Origin of the sequence: Pseudomonas gingeri, assembly GCF_013385635.1 — a bacterium.
Taxonomy (GTDB): Bacteria; Pseudomonadota; Gammaproteobacteria; order Pseudomonadales; family Pseudomonadaceae; genus Aquipseudomonas; species Aquipseudomonas gingeri_A.
Map to the genome: position 1 here is coordinate 37851 of NZ_JACAPR010000004.1, position 19204 is coordinate 57054.

Genomic DNA, 19204 nt, shown 5'->3' on the forward strand with positions numbered 1-19204 from the left:
GTCGATTGCTCTTTCTTAGCTCGCTGCATAGATCAACTCATCCTCGGTAATGTCACGTCCCGGCGTATCCAGGCGCTCATAAACCAATTGTCTGAGAATGTTCTGTTCGCTCTCCGGAATCAGGTAGAACATTATGTTGCTGTACCAGATCCAGCCGAGCCGTGTTAGGCGATAGTCATTCTCGCTTTCCACAACCAGATCGGCCTCGATCAGTGAGTTGAGCCGTTCCATCAGGCCCTTCGGCATCCGTTCAACCGCCATCAGACCTTTTTCAACCTTACCGTGGTAGGGCAGGCGCAATACCAGAGGCTTTACGGCATCAAGTAGAGGCTCGTGCTGACTGACCTGGCAGAGACATTCTCCCTCTGCCATCCGCTGGGTGTATTTTTCGCGTAGTGAGGTATTGGTGATGACGTTACCTGCCACCGAGGAGATCGCTCCAACGCCGAAACCGAGGAGATCATGATCGGTGTAGCCGTAGACATGCTCGTGATAGATGAATGAGTAGCCATCGGTGATCAAGGGCTCTGTAACACCCGGCATGTATACGTAACCGTGACCGTTATAGGGCACGTAACCCTTCTGCCGCAGGTGCGCGTCAATCATGAATTTCATATTCAGCTTGCGCATAGCCGACATGGTTTCAGTGAACCGTGCTTTGATCTGCCTGTGCAGCTTTACTGAGGTTGCAGCGTTGTTGATCGGGTAAATATCGATATTGCTCAGTCCAAGTTCAACAGCCTTGTCGATATCGGTTAGTGTCTGCAGCTCGCTACTACCGTTCATGCCATACATGATATCGCATAGAACGTTGTCAAACTTCGACAGAAGTAACTTGGCGGCCAGCTCAATCTGACCGATATCGGGATCGAGATTGAACAGGCGACGCCATTCGGGGTCGATGGTCTGCAGCTCAAAGCGCGCATGTGATACACCTATCTCGGCCAGGGCACTCACTTTTTCAGGCGTCACACTGGATACATTGAACTCAAAGGAAAATTCTTCCACCGTGCACATGTCGAAATGGCGATGTAGTGCCTCGCCGATATCATGGATATTGCGAGGTGATAGCAGTGACGGTGTGCCTCCCCCGAAAAATATGGCTCTTATAGGAACTGCTTTCAGGTCAATAAGATTCGCCTTGTACTCGATTTCACTGATCAGCGCTCTGGTGTACCTGTCGATATCCTGGCTATTCTTGTATAGGCCACGGGTAAATGGGCAGAACGAGCAGATTGCCTCGCAGAAAGGAATATGGAAATACAAGGCGCGAGAACGGGCTTGGAGATTGGCAGTATTCAATATTTTCGATAGTTTTTTTGCTGATGGTTGATATACCTTGAAAGACTGTGAAGGAAAGAAAAAATTATAGATTGGGAACTGGTAATCGAATTTTATAAATCCATTATTGATAAGCTGCATACGCCACCCCCTGCGGGTTACTCAAAGCGCTACCCCGTAACAGTGTTCGTCGGTTCATCTGCACTTTGTTGCCAAAAAAACTGGCAATGCCTTCGTTGATCGAGTGATTTTTCTTACCGCAGGTGTAAACATCAATGCTGATATAGCCGCTTTCCGGATAAGTGTGATAGGAAAGGTGTGACTCAGACAGCAGGAATAAACCAGTAACACCCTCTCCGCCAGCAGCGAACTTATGGAGCATGTCACTGATTACGGTAAAGCCCGAGTCTTGCAGGGTGGACAGAAAGAACCGGTGTAGTGCGTTATCGTTGCGTAGCAGCTGGGCGCTGGCGCCGGTTATGTCCCAGATGGTATGATAGCCACGATCTTCCATAGTTAATTTCCTCCCGTCTGAGAGAAGAATAAATAGTCAAAGGGGCAGTCAGAGACTGCCCCTTCCTCTACGTATTACCACATGCAGACGCCCTTGGTGGTTACGTCAGTGATGTCGGTTTTGAAAAGTTTGATTGCAGATTTCATGAGTTTTCTCTCTTTGTTGTTTTGCGTTGGGTTGTGGCCCTAATCTACTTAGGGTTAGTGAAAATTAGGTGTGCTTTGTGTATAAAACAAACTGTAGTTTGTAAGTTTGTTTTTCTGTTTTTGTAGGGGTGCTTGGATGTGGCTGATTTTTTTGGAGTTTATGATTTGTTTTTTATAAGGTGGGGTGCGTTGTTTGGCTAGGGCTTGATCTTAATGTTTTTGTTTTATAAAGATTAATGTAAGAGTTTTCTTTTGTTGTTGAATTACATTTCTTTTTGTTTGTGTGATTTTTCTTGGGTTTTTAATAGGCTCTATCTGGAAAAGCTGACTGTGCATTGTCTTTGCCCAGGGGGCAGGTTTTGAAAAAGACATCTTCAAATCAGCGGGGGCCGCAAAGAACTCCTGAAGCTCACACCCGGCTCTCGACCGACACCCAGTACCGGGTCAACCGGCTGATCTTCAGCGGCAAGGTGTTCTGCAACAGTTGCAGGCTCGAGTCGGTGTCCTTCAGGGAGAACGCCCCCGACACCCGCATCTCGGCGACATCCGCCTGATAACGCAAAACCCCCGGGCGATAACGCCCCAGTTCATCCAGCACCTGCGCCAGGCGCATGTTGCGCGCCAGCAACATGCCGCGATCCCAGGTCAGGCTCGTCGTATCGAAGCTCTCCGGCGGCTCGACCCGACTATGGCGCATGCCCGCGCGTTGCCCGACCTGCAGTGTCGAACCCGGTCCGCCGGCCTGGGCCTTGAGTTCCACGGCGCCTTCGAGCACCGCGACTTCGCTGCGATGGCCATCGATCCGCACATTGAAGCGAGTCCCCAAAGCCCGCGCGGTGCCTTGCGGCGTCTCGACGATAAATGGCCGGTAAGCCGGGGCGGGGTCCCTGGCGGTACTGATCAGGATCTCGCCGGTCAGCAGGATCAGCCGGCGCTCATGGCCGCTGAAGGCGATATCCAGCGAACTGTCGGTGTTGAGCACGACCTGGGTGCCGTCTGTCAGCGTCAGGGTTTTCTGCTCGCCGACGGCGGTGCGCTGGTCGGCACTCCATTGTTCCCACGAGGCATGCTGCCAGGCCACGCCGATCGGCCCGGCCAGGAGCAACAGGCCAAGACGGGTGAGTGCCTGGCGCCGGCCCAGGCCGTGCTGGCGCTCGGCCTGCTTGAGGGTCTGCAGGGCGATCCCCGCCGGTACGCTGCGGAAGTCGCCGAGGATCGCCTGCGCCCGTTGCCAGGCCTGGGCGTGTTCGGCGCTGCGCTGGCGCCACTGCTCGATGGCCTGGCGATCCGCCGCGGTGGCGGTGCCGGAATGCAATTGCACCAGCCAGTCGGCGGCTTCGCCGAGGATATGCGGGTTGATGGCCGGTGTGGACATCAGGCGACGCTCAGGCAGGCGATAAACGCCTCGCGCATGTAGCGCTTGACGCTGACCAGCGAGACCCCGAGGCGCTCGGCGATCTGGGCATAGGTCAGTCCCTCGATCTGCGACAGCAGGAACGCCTCGCGGGTCTTGCGCGGCATCTCTCGCAGCAGTGCCTCGATGCGCCACAGGGTTTCAAGGATCAGCAGGCGGGTTTCCGGCGACGGTACTTCCTGCGGCGGCAGATGGGCGATGGTGTCCAGATAGGCCCGCTCGACGTCCTGGCGGCGCCAGCGGTCGATCAGCAGGCCCTTGGCGATATGCGTCAGCAGCGCCCGTGGCTCGCTGCCCAGGGAACGCGCGGCGGGGCGGGTCAACAGACGCAGGAAGGTATCGTGGGCCAGGTCCGCGGCATCGAAGGAGTTGCCCAGCTTGCGGTTGAGCCAGCCCTGCAACCAGCCATGATGCTCGCTGTAGAGCGTATGAATATAGGGGTGATGGGCTGACGACATGGGACCGACTGCTCGCTACGCGGCATCCTGCCTGAATGTAATTAAGAATTGATCGCATTCTAGCGGTGCGCATCGCGAGCTGGCAATTGTCCCGTGTGGGCGAGTGAATCGGTGGTTATGCCGCCGGTCGGATCAGGCGATCTGCCTGAGCACCTCGCGCACCCGGTCCAGCGACGGCTGGATATCCAGGGTTTCGATGGAGCCGTAGCCCATCAGCAGGCCCGTGCGTGGGGTGGCGGTGTGGTAGAAGGGCGCCAGCGGGTACAGGCCGACCTCGACCTTTTTCGCCAGGTCGATCAGCAGCGGGATATTCAATTCGCCCTTGTCGAGGATCGCCAGGTGGAAGCCGGCGGTGGAATGGATGCGCTGGAACCAGGGCGACAGGTCGCCGTCCAACCGTTCGATGAGGTGTTCGCGGCGGCTGGCGTAGGCCTGGTGGCAGCGGCGGATATGCTTGAGCAGGTAGCCGTCGACCATGAACTTGGCCAGGGCCCACTGGGTCAGGGTCGCGGTGTGCCAGTCGGTCAACTGCTTGGCCGAGATCAGCGCCTTGAGCAGGCCGGGCGGGGCCACCAGGTAGCCCAGGCGCAGCTCCGGCAGCAGGGTCTTGGAGAAGGTCCCGACATAGGCCACCAGGCCATGCTGGTCGAGGCTCTGCAGGCAGTCGGTGGGCCGTCCTTCGTAGCGGAATTCGCAGTCGTAGTCGTCCTCGATGATGATCGCTCCCAGCTCCCGTGCGCGCTCCAGCAAGGCCAGGCGGCGTTCCAGGCTCATGGGCATGCCGAGGGGAAACTGGTGCGCCGGGGTCACGTAGATCAGCCGCGTGCCCTCGGGAATCAGCTCGACCCGGATGCCCTGGTCATCCACCGGGATGCCGACCACCCTGGCGCCCTGGGCGGCGAACAGCAGCCGCGCCGGCGGGTAGCCGGGGTCCTCGACGGCGACGGTGCAGCCGGGCTCGACCAGCACCCGGGCTATCAGGTCGAGGGCCTGCTGGGCGCCGTTGGTCACCAGCAGGTCATCGTTGTTGCAGCGCACACCACGGGAAAACCCGATATGCCGGGCAATCGCCTCGCGCAGCATCGGGATGCCTTCCGGCTGGCTGTACAGGCCGCGCACCTGGGCGGTCTGGCGCAGGGCGAACAGCACGCTGCGGCGCCATTCGTCATGGGGAAACTGGTTCTTGCTGGTGGCCCCGCCGAGGTAGTCGTAGCGCAGGGTACCGATGGGGTGATGCATCGGCATCGACGCCTCGCGCCATTGCTGGATCACCGCCGCGCCGGCCAGTTCCTCGCCCTGGGCCTTGGCACGGGCCTGGGGGATATGCGAGTTGACGAATGTCCCGGCACCGACCCGGCCGACCAGCAGGTTGTCATAGGTCAACTGGGCATAGGCATCGGCCACGGTCTTGCGCGAAACCCCCAGTTGTTCGGCGAGCAGGCGGGTGGGTGGCAACTGCGTGCCGGCGACCAACTGGCCCTGGGTGATGGCCGTGCGCAGTTGTTCGGTGATCTGCCTGGCCAGGTCGCGACGACCCTCGAGGTTGATATGCAATTCCATGGGAAGGCTCGTTGAGAGGAGAAAAGCCGTGCGCGGTGGGGCGCAGTTTAGCCTGCCGTGGCCGGGCTGGCATCCGCTGTCCGGGCCCGGACGATTGGCTTCCCGATCTTTGCCGGAATTGGCTATTTGGCCTGGCGTCCGGTGGGCTTAACGTAGCGTCATCCCCAACGTTATCAGGAGCGACACCATGCAACCTCGTATCGATTTCTACACCGCTTCCCCGGATGCCATGAAAGCCATGCTGGCCCTGGAAAACGCGGTCAACAAGCTGCCGCTGGAAAAGTCCCTGCTGGAACTGGTGAAGATGCGCACCTCGCAGATCAACGGCTGCGCCTTCTGCCTCGACATGCACAGCGCCGACGCCCGCAAGGCCGGGGAAACCGAACGGCGCCTGTACACGCTCTCGGCCTGGCGCGAAACGCCGTTCTTCAGCGCTCGCGAACGTGCGGCGATGGCCTGGACCGAAGCCCTGACCCGGATCTCCGAGACTCACGCTTCGGACGAAGACTATGCGCTGCTCAGTGCCGAGTTCAGCCCGACGGAAATGGTCGACCTGACCCTGGCCATCAACACCATCAACAGCTGGAATCGCCTGGCCATCGGTTTCCGCAAGATGCCGGTGGAGTGATCGCGGTCACGTCTGACTGAGCGCCTGTTTTTCCGCGCCACTGAGGCTGTTCCCGGCGGACGCGGGCTTTTACAGTGTGGAACTGTGAGCCAGCACCCTGGGGAGCGAGAGCGGATGTACAGCCTGTTGCAGCCACCGGCGTTGCCGGAAGCCTTTCACACGCGGATCTACGCCGGGGAGATCTTTGCCCTGGCGTTGCCGGCCATGCAGGAACTGGTCGACGTGGCCCGCGGGTTGCTGGAAGAAACCCTGTATCCCCATGACCCGACGCTTGTTCACCGGCATCTGGACCATGCACGGCAGGCGGAATGTATTACTCGCCTGCAGGCTCAGTTCCATCAGCATGATGGCGTACGGCGCTGCTGGCGGCAGGTGCTCGACAGTCTCGGGCTGGCGGCTTCCGGGATTGCCTGTGACCGCCTGCACCTGCGCTTCCAGCCACCGTCCGAGCCCGGTCGAACGGCCCCCCGGGACCGCGCGACGGCGACCATTGCCTTTCACCGCGATACCTGGGGCTCGAACCTCTACGCCCAGACCAACTGGTGGGCCCCGATCTACCCCATCAGCGCCGGACGTACCTTCGCGATCTATCCGCAGCTCTGGCAGCGGACGCTGGCCAACAGCAGCGCCGACTTCGATCTGCAGCAGATTGTCCAGCGCTCACACCGTGACGGGCGCAATACGGTGGATGCCGACCAGGCCATCGCGCACCTGCTGGAGTCCATCGAAGGCGAAAGTGCCATACCGGTGGTGATCGACCCCGGCACGCTGCTGGCATTCTCCGGGGCTCACGCCCATGCCGGAGTGCCCAACCACACGGGGTTGACGCGGATCTCCTTCGAAACCCGCACGCTGTGGATCGACGATGTCCTCGCCGGTCGCGGTGCGCCGAATGTCGATGGCCGGGCACCCTGGCAGTCGCCGGGTTTTTTCCGCCGGCTCAGCGACGGCCGGCGGCTGCATGAACTGCTCGGCTGCGACTATCTGGAGCCCTATCGAGCCGCTGCTCCGGGCTTATGACAGCCCAATGGCACCGGCGGCGAGCATCAGGGCCGCGAGTACCCCGACCAGCGCAAACAGCTGCTGCAGTCTCGGGCCGGCGAGTCGTCCGGCGACCTGGCGACCGAGCACCAGCCCCAGTACCGCACCGGCGGCGAACGGCGCACCGATCGACCAGTGCATCACTCCGGACAGCGTCGCCGTGACCACGCTGCCGACGGACACCAGGGCAATCACCGCCAGGGACGTGGCGACGATGCTTTTGCTGTCCAGGTTGGTATAGCGGGTCAGGGCGGGGATGATCACGAAGCCGCCGCCGACCCCGAGCAGTCCCGACAACAACCCCGACAGCATGCCGGTCACGGTCAGCGCCCGGGCACAGGGCAGGGTCCAGCGCAGCCGACCCTGCAACGGGTTGAGCACACAGGGCAGGAAATCGGCCCGTGGCGCCGGCTGGCCATGCAGCAACTCGTGGCGGGCCTTGTTGAAGATCCGTGCGCAGGCATAGACCATCACCACGGCAAAGCCCAGTGCCAGCGGTTCGTTGGGCAGCCGGTGGGCCAGCCACAAACCCAGCGGCGTGAGCAGGATGCCGATCCCGGCGATAAAACCGGCGGCCCGGTAGCGGACGATGCCCTGGCGCAGGCCGAGCAGGGCGCCGACCGCGGCCGCCAGGCCCACCGCCAGCAGGCCGATCGGTGCCGCCTGGACCATCGACAGGCCGAGACCGAACACCAGCAGCGGCACCGCCAGGATGCCGCCACCGGCTCCGGTCAGGGCGAGGATCGCGCCGATCAGCGTGCCGAGTCCGGCGCCCAGCAGCATATGTTCATTCATACCGGCTGCTTGTCCGCTTTCAGCGTCGGTCGGGCCAGCCATTCGTGGCCCTTGAGCATACCGCGCCAGTACAGCGGCGGCAGCAGGCGCTCCTTCAGCCACCAGGCCAGGCGGGTCGGTTTGCGCCCGTCGAGCAGCCATGGGGCAAAGGTCGGTGCCAGCTTGCCGCCGTAGGTGAATTCGGCCAGGACGATTTTCCCGCGCTCCACCGTCAACGGGCAGGAACCATAGCCGTCGTAGACCGCCTGGCGCGGCAGGCGTCCGAGGGCCACCAGCACATTGTTGGCCACCACCGGCGCCTGCTTGCGCGCGGCGGCGGCGGTCTTGGCGTTGCTGGTGTTGGTCACGTCGCCGAGGCCGTGGATATTGGCGAACTGGCGATGCTGCAAGGTCGCGGGATCGACATCGACCCAGCCGGCGGCATCGGCCAGGGGGCTGGCGCGAATGAAGTCCGGGGCGATCTGTGGCGGCACCACATGCAGCATATCGAAAGGCCGGACCAGGGTTTCCCGGCTGCCGTCGACCAGGGTGCGGGCGAAGGTCGCCTGTTTCGCCGGGCCGTCGACCGCCACCAGGCTGTGGCCGAACTGCAGGTCCACCGCGTACTTGTTGATGTACTCCATCAGCGCCGGGATATAGTCGGCGACGCCGAACAGCACCGCGCCGGCATTGAAGAAACGGGCCTGGATCTGTCCCAGGCGGCCGTTGCGCAGCCAGTGGTCGCAGGACAGGTACAGGGCTTTTTGCGGAGCGCCGGCGCACTTGATCGGCATCGGTGGCTGGCTGAACAGTGCCTGGCCCTGTTGCAGCTCCTGCACCAGTTTCCAGGTGTAGGGCGCCAGGTCGTAGCGGTAGTTGGAGGTCACGCCGTTGCGGCCGAGGGTCGCTTCCAGGCCGTCGATGGCGGCCCAGTCAAGTTTCAGGCCGGGGCAGACAATCAACTGCTGATAGCCGATGCGGCGCCGGTCGGCCAATACCAGGGTGTCGGACTGCGGTTCGAAGGCGCTGACCGCGGCCTTGATCCACTGCACGCCCTTGGGCATCAGTGAGGCCAGCGGCCGGGCGGTGGATTCCGGGCTGAACACACCGGCACCGACCAGGGTCCAGCCCGGCTGGTAGTAATGGTTGTCGGCCGGATCGATGATCGCGATATCCAGGCCGGGCGCGCGGGCCAGCAGGCTGGATGCGGCGGCGATGCCGGCGGCGCCGGCGCCGACGATCACGATCTGGTGCTGGATCGGGGCTTTTTCAGGTGTCGAATTCATGGGGGCGGGTCCTGGTTCAGAGGGCATTGAGCGGGATCTTCAGGTAGCGCATGCCGTTGTCTTCCGGCTCGGGCAGGTGGCCGCTGCGCATGTTGACCTGCACCGAGGGCAGCATCAGCACCGGCATCTCTAGGGTGGCGTCGCGGGCTTCGCGCATGCTGACGAAGGTGTCTTCGTCGATGCCTTCGTGCACATGGATATTGCGCGCGCGCTGTTCGGCGACGGTGGTCATGTACTGCAACTCGCGACCGCCCGGCAGGTAGTCGTGGCACATGAACAGCCGGGTCTGCGGCGGCAGCGCCAGCAGGCTGCGGATCGAGCGGTACAGGGTGCGGGCATCGGCGCCAGGGAAGTCGCAGCGGGCGGTGCCGTAGTCGGGCATGAACAGGGTGTCGCCGACAAAGGCCACGGTTTCGTCGTTGTCTCGGATCAGGTAGCTCATGCACGCCGGAGTGTGTCCCGGGGTGTGCAGGGCGACGGCCTTGAGGTGGCCGATGCTGAATTCACCACTGTCGGCCAGCAGCACGTCGAACTGGCTGCCGTCGCGCTTGAACTCGCTGCCTTCATTGAACAGTTCGCCGAATACCTGCTGGACCAGGGTGATGCGGCTGCCGATCGCCACTTTGGCGCCCAGCTGTTCCTTGAGGTAGGCGGCGGCCGACAAGTGATCGGCATGCACATGGGTTTCCAGGATCCATTCGACCCGGGCATCCAGTTCGCGAATCCGCGCGATCATCCGGTCCGCCGACTCGGTGCGGGTGCGCCCGGACTTGGGGTCGTAGTCGAGCACGCTGTCGATCAGCGCGCAGTGGCGGGTGTCGCGGTCCATCACCAGGTAGCTGATGGTCCAGGTATTGGGGTCGAAAAAGGCTTCTACGGTCAGCTTGTCGCCGATGATCATTGCGTGCTCCAGGCAAAGGGGGAGGGGACGACCTGTCCAGCCGGGGTCCTTCCCTTGTCTGTCAGAGAGTTCAATAAGCATGCCAGGCACTGGTTTTTATTTTTCTACCTGTTCATTGATTTTTATCAGCGTAATTGCCGAAGTTCTCTGCTTGATGGTAAATAGCTGGCAGGATTTGGCAGTCATTGTGGCAGTCAATGGCAGGGGATGGCAGAAGCCCCCGGCCTGTATTAAGCTCCGGCCTTCGCCCGGGAGTCGCCATGAACATCCTTGCCACCAATCTTTCCCACCCGGACATGCAGGCACTGGTGTCCTACCTCGAACACGATGTGCAGCCGACCATCGTCCTCGACACCGAGTACAACATTGTCGCGGCCAACACCGCCTACCAGCGCCAGTTCGGCGTGCAGGGGCGGCCTCATGTCGGCGCCAAGTGTTATCGGGTGTCCCATCAGTTCGCGGTGCCCTGTGACCAGGCCGGCGAACACTGCCCGATGCGTAAGGCCTTTGATACGCGCCTGCCGGAACGGGTGCTGCATATCCATCACACGCCACGCGGGCCGGAGCATGTCGATGTGGAGTTGCGCCCGCTGCTGGACCGCCAGGGCGAGGTGGTCGGTTATGTCGAGCGCCTGAACAGTGTCGCGGTGGCCTCGGCGCAGCCCCAGCACCAGGGGCTGGTGGGGCGTTCGGTGGCGTTCAAGGAAGCCTTGACCGCACTGCAGCGGGCCGCGCCGTCGCCGATCCCGGTATTGCTCCAGGGCGAATCGGGCACCGGCAAGGAGCTTTTCGCCAGGGCCCTGCATGAAGGCAGCCCGCGGGCCGGCGGGCCATTGGTGGTGGTCGACTGCACCGGGCTGACCGAGACGCTGTTGGAGAGCGAACTGTTCGGCTACGAGAAGGGCGCCTTTACCGGTGCCTTGCAGCGCAAGATCGGCCTTGCCGAGGCGGCCCATGGCGGCACGCTGTTCCTCGACGAGATCGGCGAAGTGCCGCTGGCGATGCAGGTCAAGCTGCTGCGCCTGATCGAGTCCGGCAGCTTCCGTCCGGTGGGCAGCCTGCGCACCGTGCATTCGGACTTCCGCCTGGTCTGCGCGACCCACAAGCCGCTCAAGGACATGGTCGCGGCGGGCAGTTTCCGCCAGGACCTGTTCTACCGCATCAGCGCCTTCCCGATCCGCCTGCCGGCATTACGCGAGCGTGGCGACGACCTGCCGCTGCTGATCGACAGCCTGTTGCAGCGCCTGGCACCGGGCGCCGTGCCACGCGTTGATTCGCAGGCGCTGCGGGCGCTGACGTTGTACGCCTGGCCGGGCAATATCCGTGAGCTGCGCAATGTGCTGGAGCGGGCGCGGCTGTTTACCGACGATGGGGTGATTCGCGTGCAGGACCTGCCGGCGGAATTGCGCGGCGATATTCCCCGAGTGGCGCCGGTGCGCCAGCGCGGGCGCAACGAACTGGAACAGCTGGCCCATGCCCTGGAGATGTTCGAGGGCTCGCGCAGCGAACTGGCGAAGGAACTGGGCATGAGCGAACGGACCTTGTATCGGCGATTGCAGGCGCTCGGAGTTGGTAGATAATCGTCGAGATGAACGGACTCGTTGTCATCACCACCTATTTCAACCCCTGCGGCTATAGCAGCCGCCGGCACAACTACGACCTGTTTATCGCCGGCATGCGCCGGGCCGGGGTGACCTGCATCACCGTCGAATGCGCGTTCGGCGAGGAACCCTTCGAGTTGCCCGCGAGCCTGGACGTGATCCAGGTCCGCGCGCGCACGCTGCTCTGGCAGAAGGAGCGCCTGCTCAACCTGGCCGCCTCCTGGCTGCCGGGAAATTGTCGTTACGTCGCCTGGCTCGACTGCGACATCCTCTTCGACAACCGTTCCTGGGTCGGCGACCTGGTCCGTGTGCTGCGTGAGTACCCGGTGGCGCAGGTCTTCGAAAGCTGCCTGCGCCTGGAACACGGCAACGTCGAGGGCGCCGTGGCCGACGTCGCGCATTCCTTTGCCGCGGTGATGCGGCGCCAGCCCGACAGCCTCGATGCCGGCCGCTACGACCTGCATGGCCACACCGGCTACGGCTGGGCGATGCGCCGCGAGATCTTCGATGAAGTGGGGCTCTACGAGTGCGCCGTCTCCGGCAGCGCCGACCACTTCATGGCCCATGCGATCTTCGGCGACTACAACTTCTGCATCCGCAATGCCCTCAAGCACGACCCCCGGCAGATCGACCACCTCAAGGCCTGGGGTCGGCGCTTCCACCAACGGGTGCAGGGTCGCCTCGGCGTAGTGCCGGGACGCATTCGCCACCTGTGGCATGGCGACGCCGTGAACCGCCGCTACTTCCTGCGCATGCACGACATCACCGACCTTGGCTTCGACCCCTGGACCGACCTGCAGATCGTCCCCGGCGCGCCGCTGGAGTGGGCCGCAGGGATGGATAAGCCGGGACTGCGCCAGTACTTCGTCAATTACTTTGCCAGCCGCCACGAAGACGGCCTCCAGGCGATCGAGGAGAATCCTGCATGAACGATTTGCGCGACCCGGACCTGGATGACGCCATTGCCGAGCTGGGCAATGTGCTCGAAACCCTCGAACAGCGCGCCGAGGCCAGTGAACGCGCCCTCGGCAAACTGGCGCGCCAGCGCAAGGCCTACCTGAGCCAGGTGACCTACGACCTGCTGCCCAAGCTGTCTTCGGTGGTCCTGGCCAGGCTGCGCGAGCAGGTGCCGGGCTTCGTCACGCTACAGGTGCAGGAAAGCTTCGACACCCAGCGCAAATTTCTCGGCCTGTTTGCCAGCAAGGACTACGCCCATACCCTGGCGTTATTGCAGACCCGGTTGGCCAGCCATCTCGATCAACTCCAGCATGCCGGCCTGCGCGAGCGTAATGACGAGATCGCCCGGGTGTCGGCGCAGCGCGAAGGGCTGCAGTCCCAGCGCCAGGCGACCGGCGAGCTGCTGGCATTGCTGCAACAGGCGCGACAGCAGGGCACGCCGTTGCCGCCGCAGGTGCAGGAACAGGTCCGGCACCTGGCGACCCTGGCCCGGGCGGCGCGCAGGAACGATGACCGGACGGATTTCATGGATCGGGATTATCGTGATTACAGCTCCCGCCACGCCAACGACCCGAGTCGTACGACGGTGGACGAGCGGGGGCCGGAGCAGCGCGATAATCCGCTGGACCTGCTGATCTACTGGGCAACGGATATGTCCACGAGCTTGCGCACGCTGGTGATCGATACGGTCGAAGAGGCAAGGCGGGAGGTTGATGAGGTGCGGCGGGAGTTCAGTAGCGAGCCGAACGAATCGAGAGCGCCAACGGAATCAGGGGCTGCAGGCTCGTCGCAGTCGTCTTCGGCGGCGGATTCGTTGGTGCCCGCCGCTGTGGCGGTGGGAGTGACGGCTGCGGCGGTGACGGGGGCGGTGATTGCGACGGATGATAGTTTGGGGTTGTTTTCGTGAGGGGTGTAGTGGTCAGAAACCAGACCCTCACACCGTACTGAATCATTTCCGCGTCGAGTCCCTGGCGAATCTAGCGGGCGACCGTGACTTCTTCTCGAGTGGGGTGGTGTCGGGTCGATCCGCGTCCACGGGGCTCGCCGGCCAGGGTGAGTCCCTCCAGTGGGTTTATTCTTTCTCTTGTCCCTGATGTACGACCGGAACACTACGTGGATAACTGGGCTTCCCGGTAGCAGGTGGTTGTTTTCAAATATTGCAACACTTATTCCGGGGCGAGTTGTTGTTTCAAGATTTAACTCTGGAGTAGATTGAATTTCTAAAGGAATAGTATGGTGATGCCAATGAGGCAAAATGCTGATTTCATGACGTGGTGGTTCGACGTCAATTCGCGCTTCGCCAATTGTAGTCGGCCGGAGGAGTTGTTTCGCCAGATTGAACATGAAGTTCATCTCATGGGTTTTGATTGTTTTGCCTATGGTTATCGTCGCCCGGTGCCCTTCAACCAGGCCGAAACGCATATCGTGGGCACCTATCCCGGGGAATGGCTCGAGCGCTACAACGATAAGGGCTACGGGGCCATTGACCTCTCGGTGATCAAGGCGCGTAGTCAGGGGCTTGTGATCTGGGAAGAGCATAGCGAATTGCTGGGCTCTGAACTGTTCCGTGAGGCGACGTGGTGGCTGTGACCACGCAATCGCTGGAGCGTTACTTTCTGCGTCATGGTGTAGAACTACGCAGATTGGGTGGATCCTTGAGCAGGGGCAAGGACAAGCTGGTTGCATTGTGTTTTCCCACTCATCAGTTCTTGAACTTCATTCACAGGGTGAACCTGGATGAAACATTGCAAGAGCATATCGATAACAAGTCGATTATTGCGCTCTGGTTTTTTCAGGCCTGAAGTTCGGCTTTCGGTTTAAGTTTGAAGTGTTTTTCTGCGGAGATAAAGATGATCTACGATGTTGTTGTGGTCGGTAGCGGTGCTATTGGTGGCTCCATTGCATTCGAACTCGCAAGTCGCGGACTCAGTGTGAGCGTACGGCCAGCAAGGCGGGAGACTGGTTCGAGACACTGTTGCACGAACAGGACATGCAGGTGAGGCGCCTGTCGCCGGATGAGCATGACCAGGCGATGGCTGTATGCCAGGCATTGCCCCATGCCGCCATCCTTGCGTTTACTTTTGCATTGTCGAGGAGCCAGTGCGACCTGGAAACGATACAGGCGCTGGCACCGCCGCCAATGAGGACTCTGCTGAGCCTGTCGGCGCGGATCCTGCTCAATGCGCCTGTCACTTACTAGGATATCCAGAAATATAACAGTGCAGGTCAGTTGCAGCGTGATCGACTGTCGGACAGCCTGGCTATGCTGGACCAGCTGTGCGGGCTCGATACTCCGGAGCGCTTCGCCGAGGAAATTGTCGCGGTGCGCCGGCAACTGGGCGGCTACGTTGATGAATACGGAAAAACCTGTGAAACACTATTCAATGTTCTAAGTCCTTCGGGGAGAAATGACTGATGCAGGGAGCAGCAAGTCCACTGGTTTCAATCCTCAAGGATCGCTCAAAGGGCGCGGCGTTACTCGTCATCATGCTACCGGTGCTGCTGGTGACCATCGATAACACCATTCTCAGCTTCGCCCTGCCACGTATCGTGACGGCGTTGGCGCCCTCGGCCGCCGAACAGTTGTGGATGATCGACGCTTATTCCCTGGTGCTGGCCGGCTTGCTGGTCACCATGGGCAGTACCGGCGATCGTGTCGGGCATCGCCGGATGCTGTGCCTGGGCTGCAGCGGCTTCGCCGTCATTTCGGTGCTGGTGGTCTTTTCCCAGCAAGCCTGGCACTTGATTGCCGGCCGGGTGTTGCTGGGCTGCTTTGGGGCCATGATCCTGCCGGCAACCCTGGCCCTGATTCGCACGGCTTTCGAGGACCGCGAAGAGCGTCGCCTGGCGGTGGCGGTCTGGGCAACCTGCCTGACCATCGGTTCGGCATTGGGGCCGCTGCTGGGAGGCTTGTTGTTGCAGTATTTCGACTGGCAAGCGGTATTTCTGGTGGCTTTGCCTTTCCTGTTGCCGGTGCTGTTGCTGGCTTCGTCGATCACCGAATCGTCAAGGCAGCAAGGGGCGCCGACCGATTACCCGAGCATTCTGCTGAGCCTGGGGGCCATGACCGGTACCATGCTGGCCCTCAAGCATCTGGCGACGGTCGGTGCCGATACCCAGGCGCTGCTCTGGGCGTTGGCCGGTGTGCTGATGGGGGTGCTCTTCGTGCGCCGCCAGTTGCTGCTGGAGCAGCCCCTTCTGGACCTCAGGCTGTTCGCCTGGCCAGTATTCAGCGTATCGATCACGGTCAACCTGGTGAGCCTGGGAATGCTGATCGGTTTCATTTTCTTCGCCACCCAGTTGCTGCAACTGGTGTTCGGGATGTCGCCGCTGATGGCCAGCCTGATTCTCGTACCCGGCCAGGCGTTGGCAATTGTCGCCGGCATGGCCATTGTGCCGGTTGCGCAACGGGTCGCGCCGAACCGGGTCATCAGCGGCTGCCTGCTGGTTGCGGCAGCGGCCTTTACGGTGATGGCTCTGTTCCCGGCGACGATGCTGACGGTGTGCGTAGCGTTCATATTGTTGAATGTCAGCGTGGCAGCCATCACCAGCGTATCCAACGATCTGGTGCTGTGCTCGGTGCCCGCCGAGAGCGCGGGCAGCGCTTCGTCAGTCAGCGAAACGGCCTATGAGGTTGGCGTGGTGCTGGGGACCACCTTGATCGGAGGGGCAGTGGCGGCCCTCTATCGTTTGTCGCTGGCCTTGCCGGAGGGGGTGTCCGAAGAGGTTGTGAAAGCAGCGCAAACGCTGGGCGGCGCGCATGCCATCAGCCAAACCCGGTCCGACGCTGCGACCGTGGGGTTGTTGGAGGCTGTCAATGCGGCATTTCGAGAGAGCGTTGCTATTTCCAGTGGCATGGTGGCGGGGGCAACCGTGCTGTTTGCACTGCTGACCTACCGCTACCTGCGCAGATAGAAACCGCCAGCAATGTCTCAAGACGGGGTATTGCCGCTTCTGCGGTAATACCCCGTCAGCTCAATCACTCACCTGCGACAACGGCCTGGCCACATGCTCCAGCGAGCGCCGTTCCGCCGCCACGCCCCAGATCGCCTGGATCACCGCCGCGGCAATCATCAGTGCTGCGCCGATCAGGTAGCCGTAGAGCACATTGGTACGCTCGCCGGTTTCGATCAGGGCGCCGAACAGGGTCGGGCCGATCAGGCCGCCCAGGCCGGTGCCGAAGGCGTAGAACACGGCGATGGCCAGGGCGCGGATCTCCAGCGGGAAGGTTTCGGCCACGGTGAGGTAGGCCGAGCTGGCCGCCGCGGAGGCGAAGAAGAAAATCACCACCCAGGCGATGGTTTGCTGGGTGGCGTCGATCATCTGCTGCTGGAACAGATAGCCGCTGAAACAGAGCAGCACGCCGGAAATCAGGTAGGTGCTGCTGATCATGATGCGCCGGCCAATCACGTCGAACAGGCGGCCCAGCAGCAGCGGCCCGCAGAAGTTGCCGAGGGCGAAGGGCAGCAGGTACCAGCCGATATGCGCGGAAGGCACGTCATAGAAATTAGTCAGCACCAGCGCATAGGTGAAGAAGATGGCGTTGTAGAAAAATGCCTGGGCGGTGAGCAGGGTCAGCCCGACCATCGCCCTACGGCGGTGATCGACGAACAGGCTGTGGAACACCTCCCGCAGTGGCGTATGGTCGCGGGCCCGCAAACGTAGGGGCGGCTCCTGCATCGCGGGTATCTCGATGCCGCGTTCGTGGTAATGGCGTTCGATCTCGGCGACGATGCGTTCCGCTTCTTCCGGGTGGTTGTGGATCATCAGCCAGCGCGGGCTCTCCGGGACCCACAGGCGCAGCAGCATGATGATCAGCCCGAGCACCGCGCCAATGCCGAAGCACAGCCGCCAGCCCAGTTCGCCGCCGGCCACGTCCGGGTCGAGCAGGATCACCGAGCCCACCGCGCCCAGGGCGGCGCCGATCCAGAAGGTACCGTTGATGGTCAGGTCGACCCAACCGCGATAGCGGGCCGGGGTGAACTCCTGGATGGTGGAGTTGATGGCTGTGTATTCGCCGCCGATACCCGCGCCAGTGAGGAAGCGGAACAACAGGAAGCTCCACAGGCTCCAGGAAAAGGCCGTGGCCGCCGTGGCGCCGATGTACAGGAACAGGGTGATGAAAAACAGCTTGCGCCGGCCCAGGCGATCGGTCAGCCAGCCGAAGAACAACGCGCCCAGCACCGCGCCGGCGATATAGGTGGCGCCGGCCAGCCCGATCTCGGTGTTGCTCATGGCCAGGACCGGGCTGTCCTTGAGCGCTCCGGATACGGCGCCTGCGAGTGTCACTTCGAGGCCGTCGAGCAACCAGGTGATGCCCAGCGCCAGCACCAGCAGGGTGTGAAAACGGGTCCACGGCAGGCGGTCGAGGCGAGCGGGAATGTCCGTGCTGTAGCAGCGTTCGTCCGCTAGGGCGTCGGCGGCATGTTGCAGGGCCTGGGTCGTCATGGTCACTCCTGTTCGCTGACGGCGTCTCTTAGCGATGGAGCTGTACGTAGGTAAAGGAGTTCAAAAATCTCGCTTTTGCCTGACATGTCAGTTCAGGTTTTCTTGCCTGCGAGCGTCACTCATCGCATGAGGTTGGAACATTTCGCCGAAAGGGAAAACTAACCATCAAGTCAGTATCGATATTCATCGTGATAGGTTGATCTTATTCAAAGCCGGGAGGTACTGGCATGACCCCTCAGGACAAGGAAGCGTTTGAAGAGTTGCTGGCCAACTGTGCCGACGAACCGATCCGTTTTCCCGGCGCCATCCAGCCCCACGGCCTATTGTTGACCCTGAGCGAGCCGGCGCTGGAAATCGTGCAGATCAGCGCCAACGTTGAAACCCTGCTCGCTCGTGCGCCGCAGACGCTGATTGGCCAGCCGTTGCAAAGCCTGATCGGCGCCGCGTTTACCGAGGCCGTGTGCGAGGCGTGTGCCTGATCATGGAGTAGCTATGGATGTCCTTCATCATGGTACGGGCCCATCCGGTTGAAGCCGTTGTCATCAAGCGCTCTCATGAGCGTGCCGATGGTCGGGCGGCGACCCGTCATCGTGGTTTCGCGGAATGAATTGCGGCTATTAATAGGAAGCATTACTATTCACGCCCCGCCTTCATAGCCCATCGCCATGAATCTCCAGCCACCCCGCAGACCCGGTTTTTTCGAGCATTACGAAGAGTTGATCGGTACCTGGACCCGCCGGCTGAGAAACCGTCAGCAAGCCGAGGACCTGGCCCACGATACCTTTGTACGGGTGCTGGAAAGCAGTGCCAGTGCCGTCGAACAGCCGCGGGCCTATCTGCACCAGACCGCGCGCAATATCGCGGTGGACGCCTATCGCCGCGAAGACCGGCGCGGTGCCCTGGAACTGGAAGCGATTCATCACAGCGCGCCGCCCACCGGCGACCCGGAGCATTTCATGCACGCCATCCAGCTTGCCGACTCCATCGAGCGGGCCCTGGGCGAGCTGCCCGTCAACTGTCGCAAGGCGTTTGTCTGGCAGAAGATCGAGGGTTTGACCCAGGCGGAGATCGCCGAACGCCTCGGACTGTCCAAGAATATGGTGGAGAAGTATATGATCCGCACCCTGCGGCATCTGCGCGATCGCCTGGATGGACCGGATCAATGAAGGACAAGGCGATGCAAACTCCACCCGGA

The 19204-nt window shown here is 61.7% G+C and carries 19 protein-coding genes and 1 pseudogene; 11 read left to right on the plus strand and 9 right to left on the minus strand.

Annotated features, from left to right (window positions below):
• Positions 1 to 15: 15 nt before the first annotated feature.
• From HX851_RS03450 to pdxR, 5 genes are all read right to left on the minus strand, one after another.
• Positions 16 to 1422, minus strand: coding sequence for a coproporphyrinogen-III oxidase family protein (locus tag HX851_RS03450; RefSeq protein WP_177065026.1), 1407 nt, complete (start codon positions 1420 to 1422; stop codon positions 16 to 18).
• Positions 1406 to 1795 carry an adenosylmethionine decarboxylase gene (speD, locus tag HX851_RS03455; protein WP_177065027.1) on the minus strand — a complete coding sequence of 130 codons (390 nt, stop codon included), beginning with the start codon at positions 1793 to 1795 and terminating at the stop codon, positions 1406 to 1408. The genes HX851_RS03450 and speD overlap by 17 nt, the downstream gene beginning before the upstream one ends.
• 555 nt (positions 1796 to 2350) lie before the next feature.
• Positions 2351 to 3316: a FecR domain-containing protein gene (locus tag HX851_RS03460; RefSeq protein ID WP_177065029.1), complete on the minus strand. Its 966-nt coding sequence runs from the start codon at positions 3314 to 3316 to the stop codon at positions 2351 to 2353.
• Complete coding sequence (locus HX851_RS03465; protein ID WP_017125772.1) at positions 3316 to 3813, minus strand: sigma-70 family RNA polymerase sigma factor; 498 nt, start codon at positions 3811 to 3813, stop codon at positions 3316 to 3318. The genes HX851_RS03460 and HX851_RS03465 overlap by 1 nt, the downstream gene beginning before the upstream one ends.
• Positions 3814 to 3945: 132 nt before the next feature.
• Positions 3946 to 5373, minus strand: a complete 1428-nt coding sequence (gene pdxR, locus HX851_RS03470; protein WP_177065030.1) for a MocR-like pyridoxine biosynthesis transcription factor PdxR — start codon at positions 5371 to 5373, stop codon at positions 3946 to 3948.
• Positions 5374 to 5560: 187 nt separating this feature from the next.
• Between pdxR and HX851_RS03475 the strand changes: the two genes are divergently transcribed.
• A complete protein-coding gene (locus HX851_RS03475; protein WP_017125774.1) occupies positions 5561 to 6001 on the plus strand; it encodes a carboxymuconolactone decarboxylase family protein in 441 nt (146 codons plus the stop codon).
• A gap of 114 nt (positions 6002 to 6115) precedes the next feature.
• The gene (locus HX851_RS03480; protein ID WP_177065031.1) at positions 6116 to 7021 is read left to right on the plus strand and encodes a hypothetical protein; all 906 of its coding nucleotides are present in this window, start codon (positions 6116 to 6118) and stop codon (positions 7019 to 7021) included.
• Here the strand turns inward: HX851_RS03480 and HX851_RS03485 are convergent.
• From HX851_RS03485 to HX851_RS03495, 3 genes are read right to left on the minus strand one after another with little or no spacing between them, the layout of a single operon-like run.
• Positions 7016 to 7837 carry a sulfite exporter TauE/SafE family protein gene (locus HX851_RS03485; protein ID WP_017125776.1) on the minus strand — a complete coding sequence of 274 codons (822 nt, stop codon included), beginning with the start codon at positions 7835 to 7837 and terminating at the stop codon, positions 7016 to 7018. The genes HX851_RS03480 and HX851_RS03485 overlap by 6 nt on opposite strands.
• Positions 7834 to 9102 (minus strand): NAD(P)/FAD-dependent oxidoreductase, encoded by a 1269-nt coding sequence (locus tag HX851_RS03490; protein ID WP_177065032.1) that lies wholly within the window; start codon positions 9100 to 9102, stop codon positions 7834 to 7836. Before HX851_RS03490 ends, HX851_RS03485 begins: the two co-directional genes overlap by 4 nt.
• Before the next feature lie 16 nt (positions 9103 to 9118).
• Positions 9119 to 10003, minus strand: a complete 885-nt coding sequence (locus HX851_RS03495) for an MBL fold metallo-hydrolase (RefSeq protein ID WP_177065033.1) — start codon at positions 10001 to 10003, stop codon at positions 9119 to 9121.
• A gap of 260 nt (positions 10004 to 10263) precedes the next feature.
• Here HX851_RS03495 and HX851_RS03500 point away from each other — a divergent pair, with 260 nt between their 5' ends.
• The 7 genes from HX851_RS03500 to HX851_RS03530 all read left to right on the plus strand — a co-directional run bounded on the left by HX851_RS03500 (position 10264) and on the right by HX851_RS03530 (position 16476).
• The gene (locus tag HX851_RS03500) at positions 10264 to 11583 is read left to right on the plus strand and encodes a sigma-54 interaction domain-containing protein (RefSeq protein ID WP_177065034.1); all 1320 of its coding nucleotides are present in this window, start codon (positions 10264 to 10266) and stop codon (positions 11581 to 11583) included.
• 8 nt (positions 11584 to 11591) lie between these two features.
• Positions 11592 to 12533 (plus strand): glycosyltransferase family protein, encoded by a 942-nt coding sequence (locus HX851_RS03505; RefSeq protein WP_177065035.1) that lies wholly within the window; start codon positions 11592 to 11594, stop codon positions 12531 to 12533.
• The gene (locus tag HX851_RS03510; RefSeq protein ID WP_177065036.1) at positions 12530 to 13468 is read left to right on the plus strand and encodes a hypothetical protein; all 939 of its coding nucleotides are present in this window, start codon (positions 12530 to 12532) and stop codon (positions 13466 to 13468) included. The genes HX851_RS03505 and HX851_RS03510 overlap by 4 nt, the downstream gene beginning before the upstream one ends.
• 326 nt (positions 13469 to 13794) lie before the next feature.
• Entirely contained in the window at positions 13795 to 14151 is a 357-nt protein-coding gene (locus tag HX851_RS03515; RefSeq protein ID WP_177065037.1) for an autoinducer binding domain-containing protein, read from the plus strand.
• 400 nt (positions 14152 to 14551) lie between these two features.
• A complete protein-coding gene (locus tag HX851_RS45330) occupies positions 14552 to 14761 on the plus strand; it encodes a prephenate dehydrogenase dimerization domain-containing protein (RefSeq protein ID WP_369680916.1) in 210 nt (69 codons plus the stop codon).
• Positions 14762 to 14824: 63 nt separating this feature from the next.
• On the plus strand, positions 14825 to 14977 hold the full coding sequence (locus HX851_RS03525; protein ID WP_177065038.1) for a hypothetical protein: 153 nt from the start codon (positions 14825 to 14827) through the stop codon (positions 14975 to 14977).
• Entirely contained in the window at positions 14977 to 16476 is a 1500-nt protein-coding gene (locus HX851_RS03530) for an MFS transporter (protein ID WP_177065039.1), read from the plus strand. Before HX851_RS03525 ends, HX851_RS03530 begins: the two co-directional genes overlap by 1 nt.
• Before the next feature lie 60 nt (positions 16477 to 16536).
• Here the strand turns inward: HX851_RS03530 and HX851_RS03535 are convergent, their stop codons facing one another.
• Complete coding sequence (locus tag HX851_RS03535; protein ID WP_177065040.1) at positions 16537 to 18009, minus strand: MFS transporter; 1473 nt, start codon at positions 18007 to 18009, stop codon at positions 16537 to 16539.
• Positions 18010 to 18236: 227 nt separating this feature from the next.
• On the opposite strand from HX851_RS03535, the pseudogene HX851_RS03540 reads away from it, so the two are divergent.
• A pseudogene (locus HX851_RS03540) lies at positions 18237 to 18479 on the plus strand (ATP-binding protein); the annotation flags it as partial.
• Positions 18480 to 18674: 195 nt separating this feature from the next.
• Positions 18675 to 19175 carry a sigma-70 family RNA polymerase sigma factor gene (locus HX851_RS03545; RefSeq protein WP_177065041.1) on the plus strand — a complete coding sequence of 167 codons (501 nt, stop codon included), beginning with the start codon at positions 18675 to 18677 and terminating at the stop codon, positions 19173 to 19175.
• The last annotated feature ends 29 nt before the right edge of the window (positions 19176 to 19204 follow it).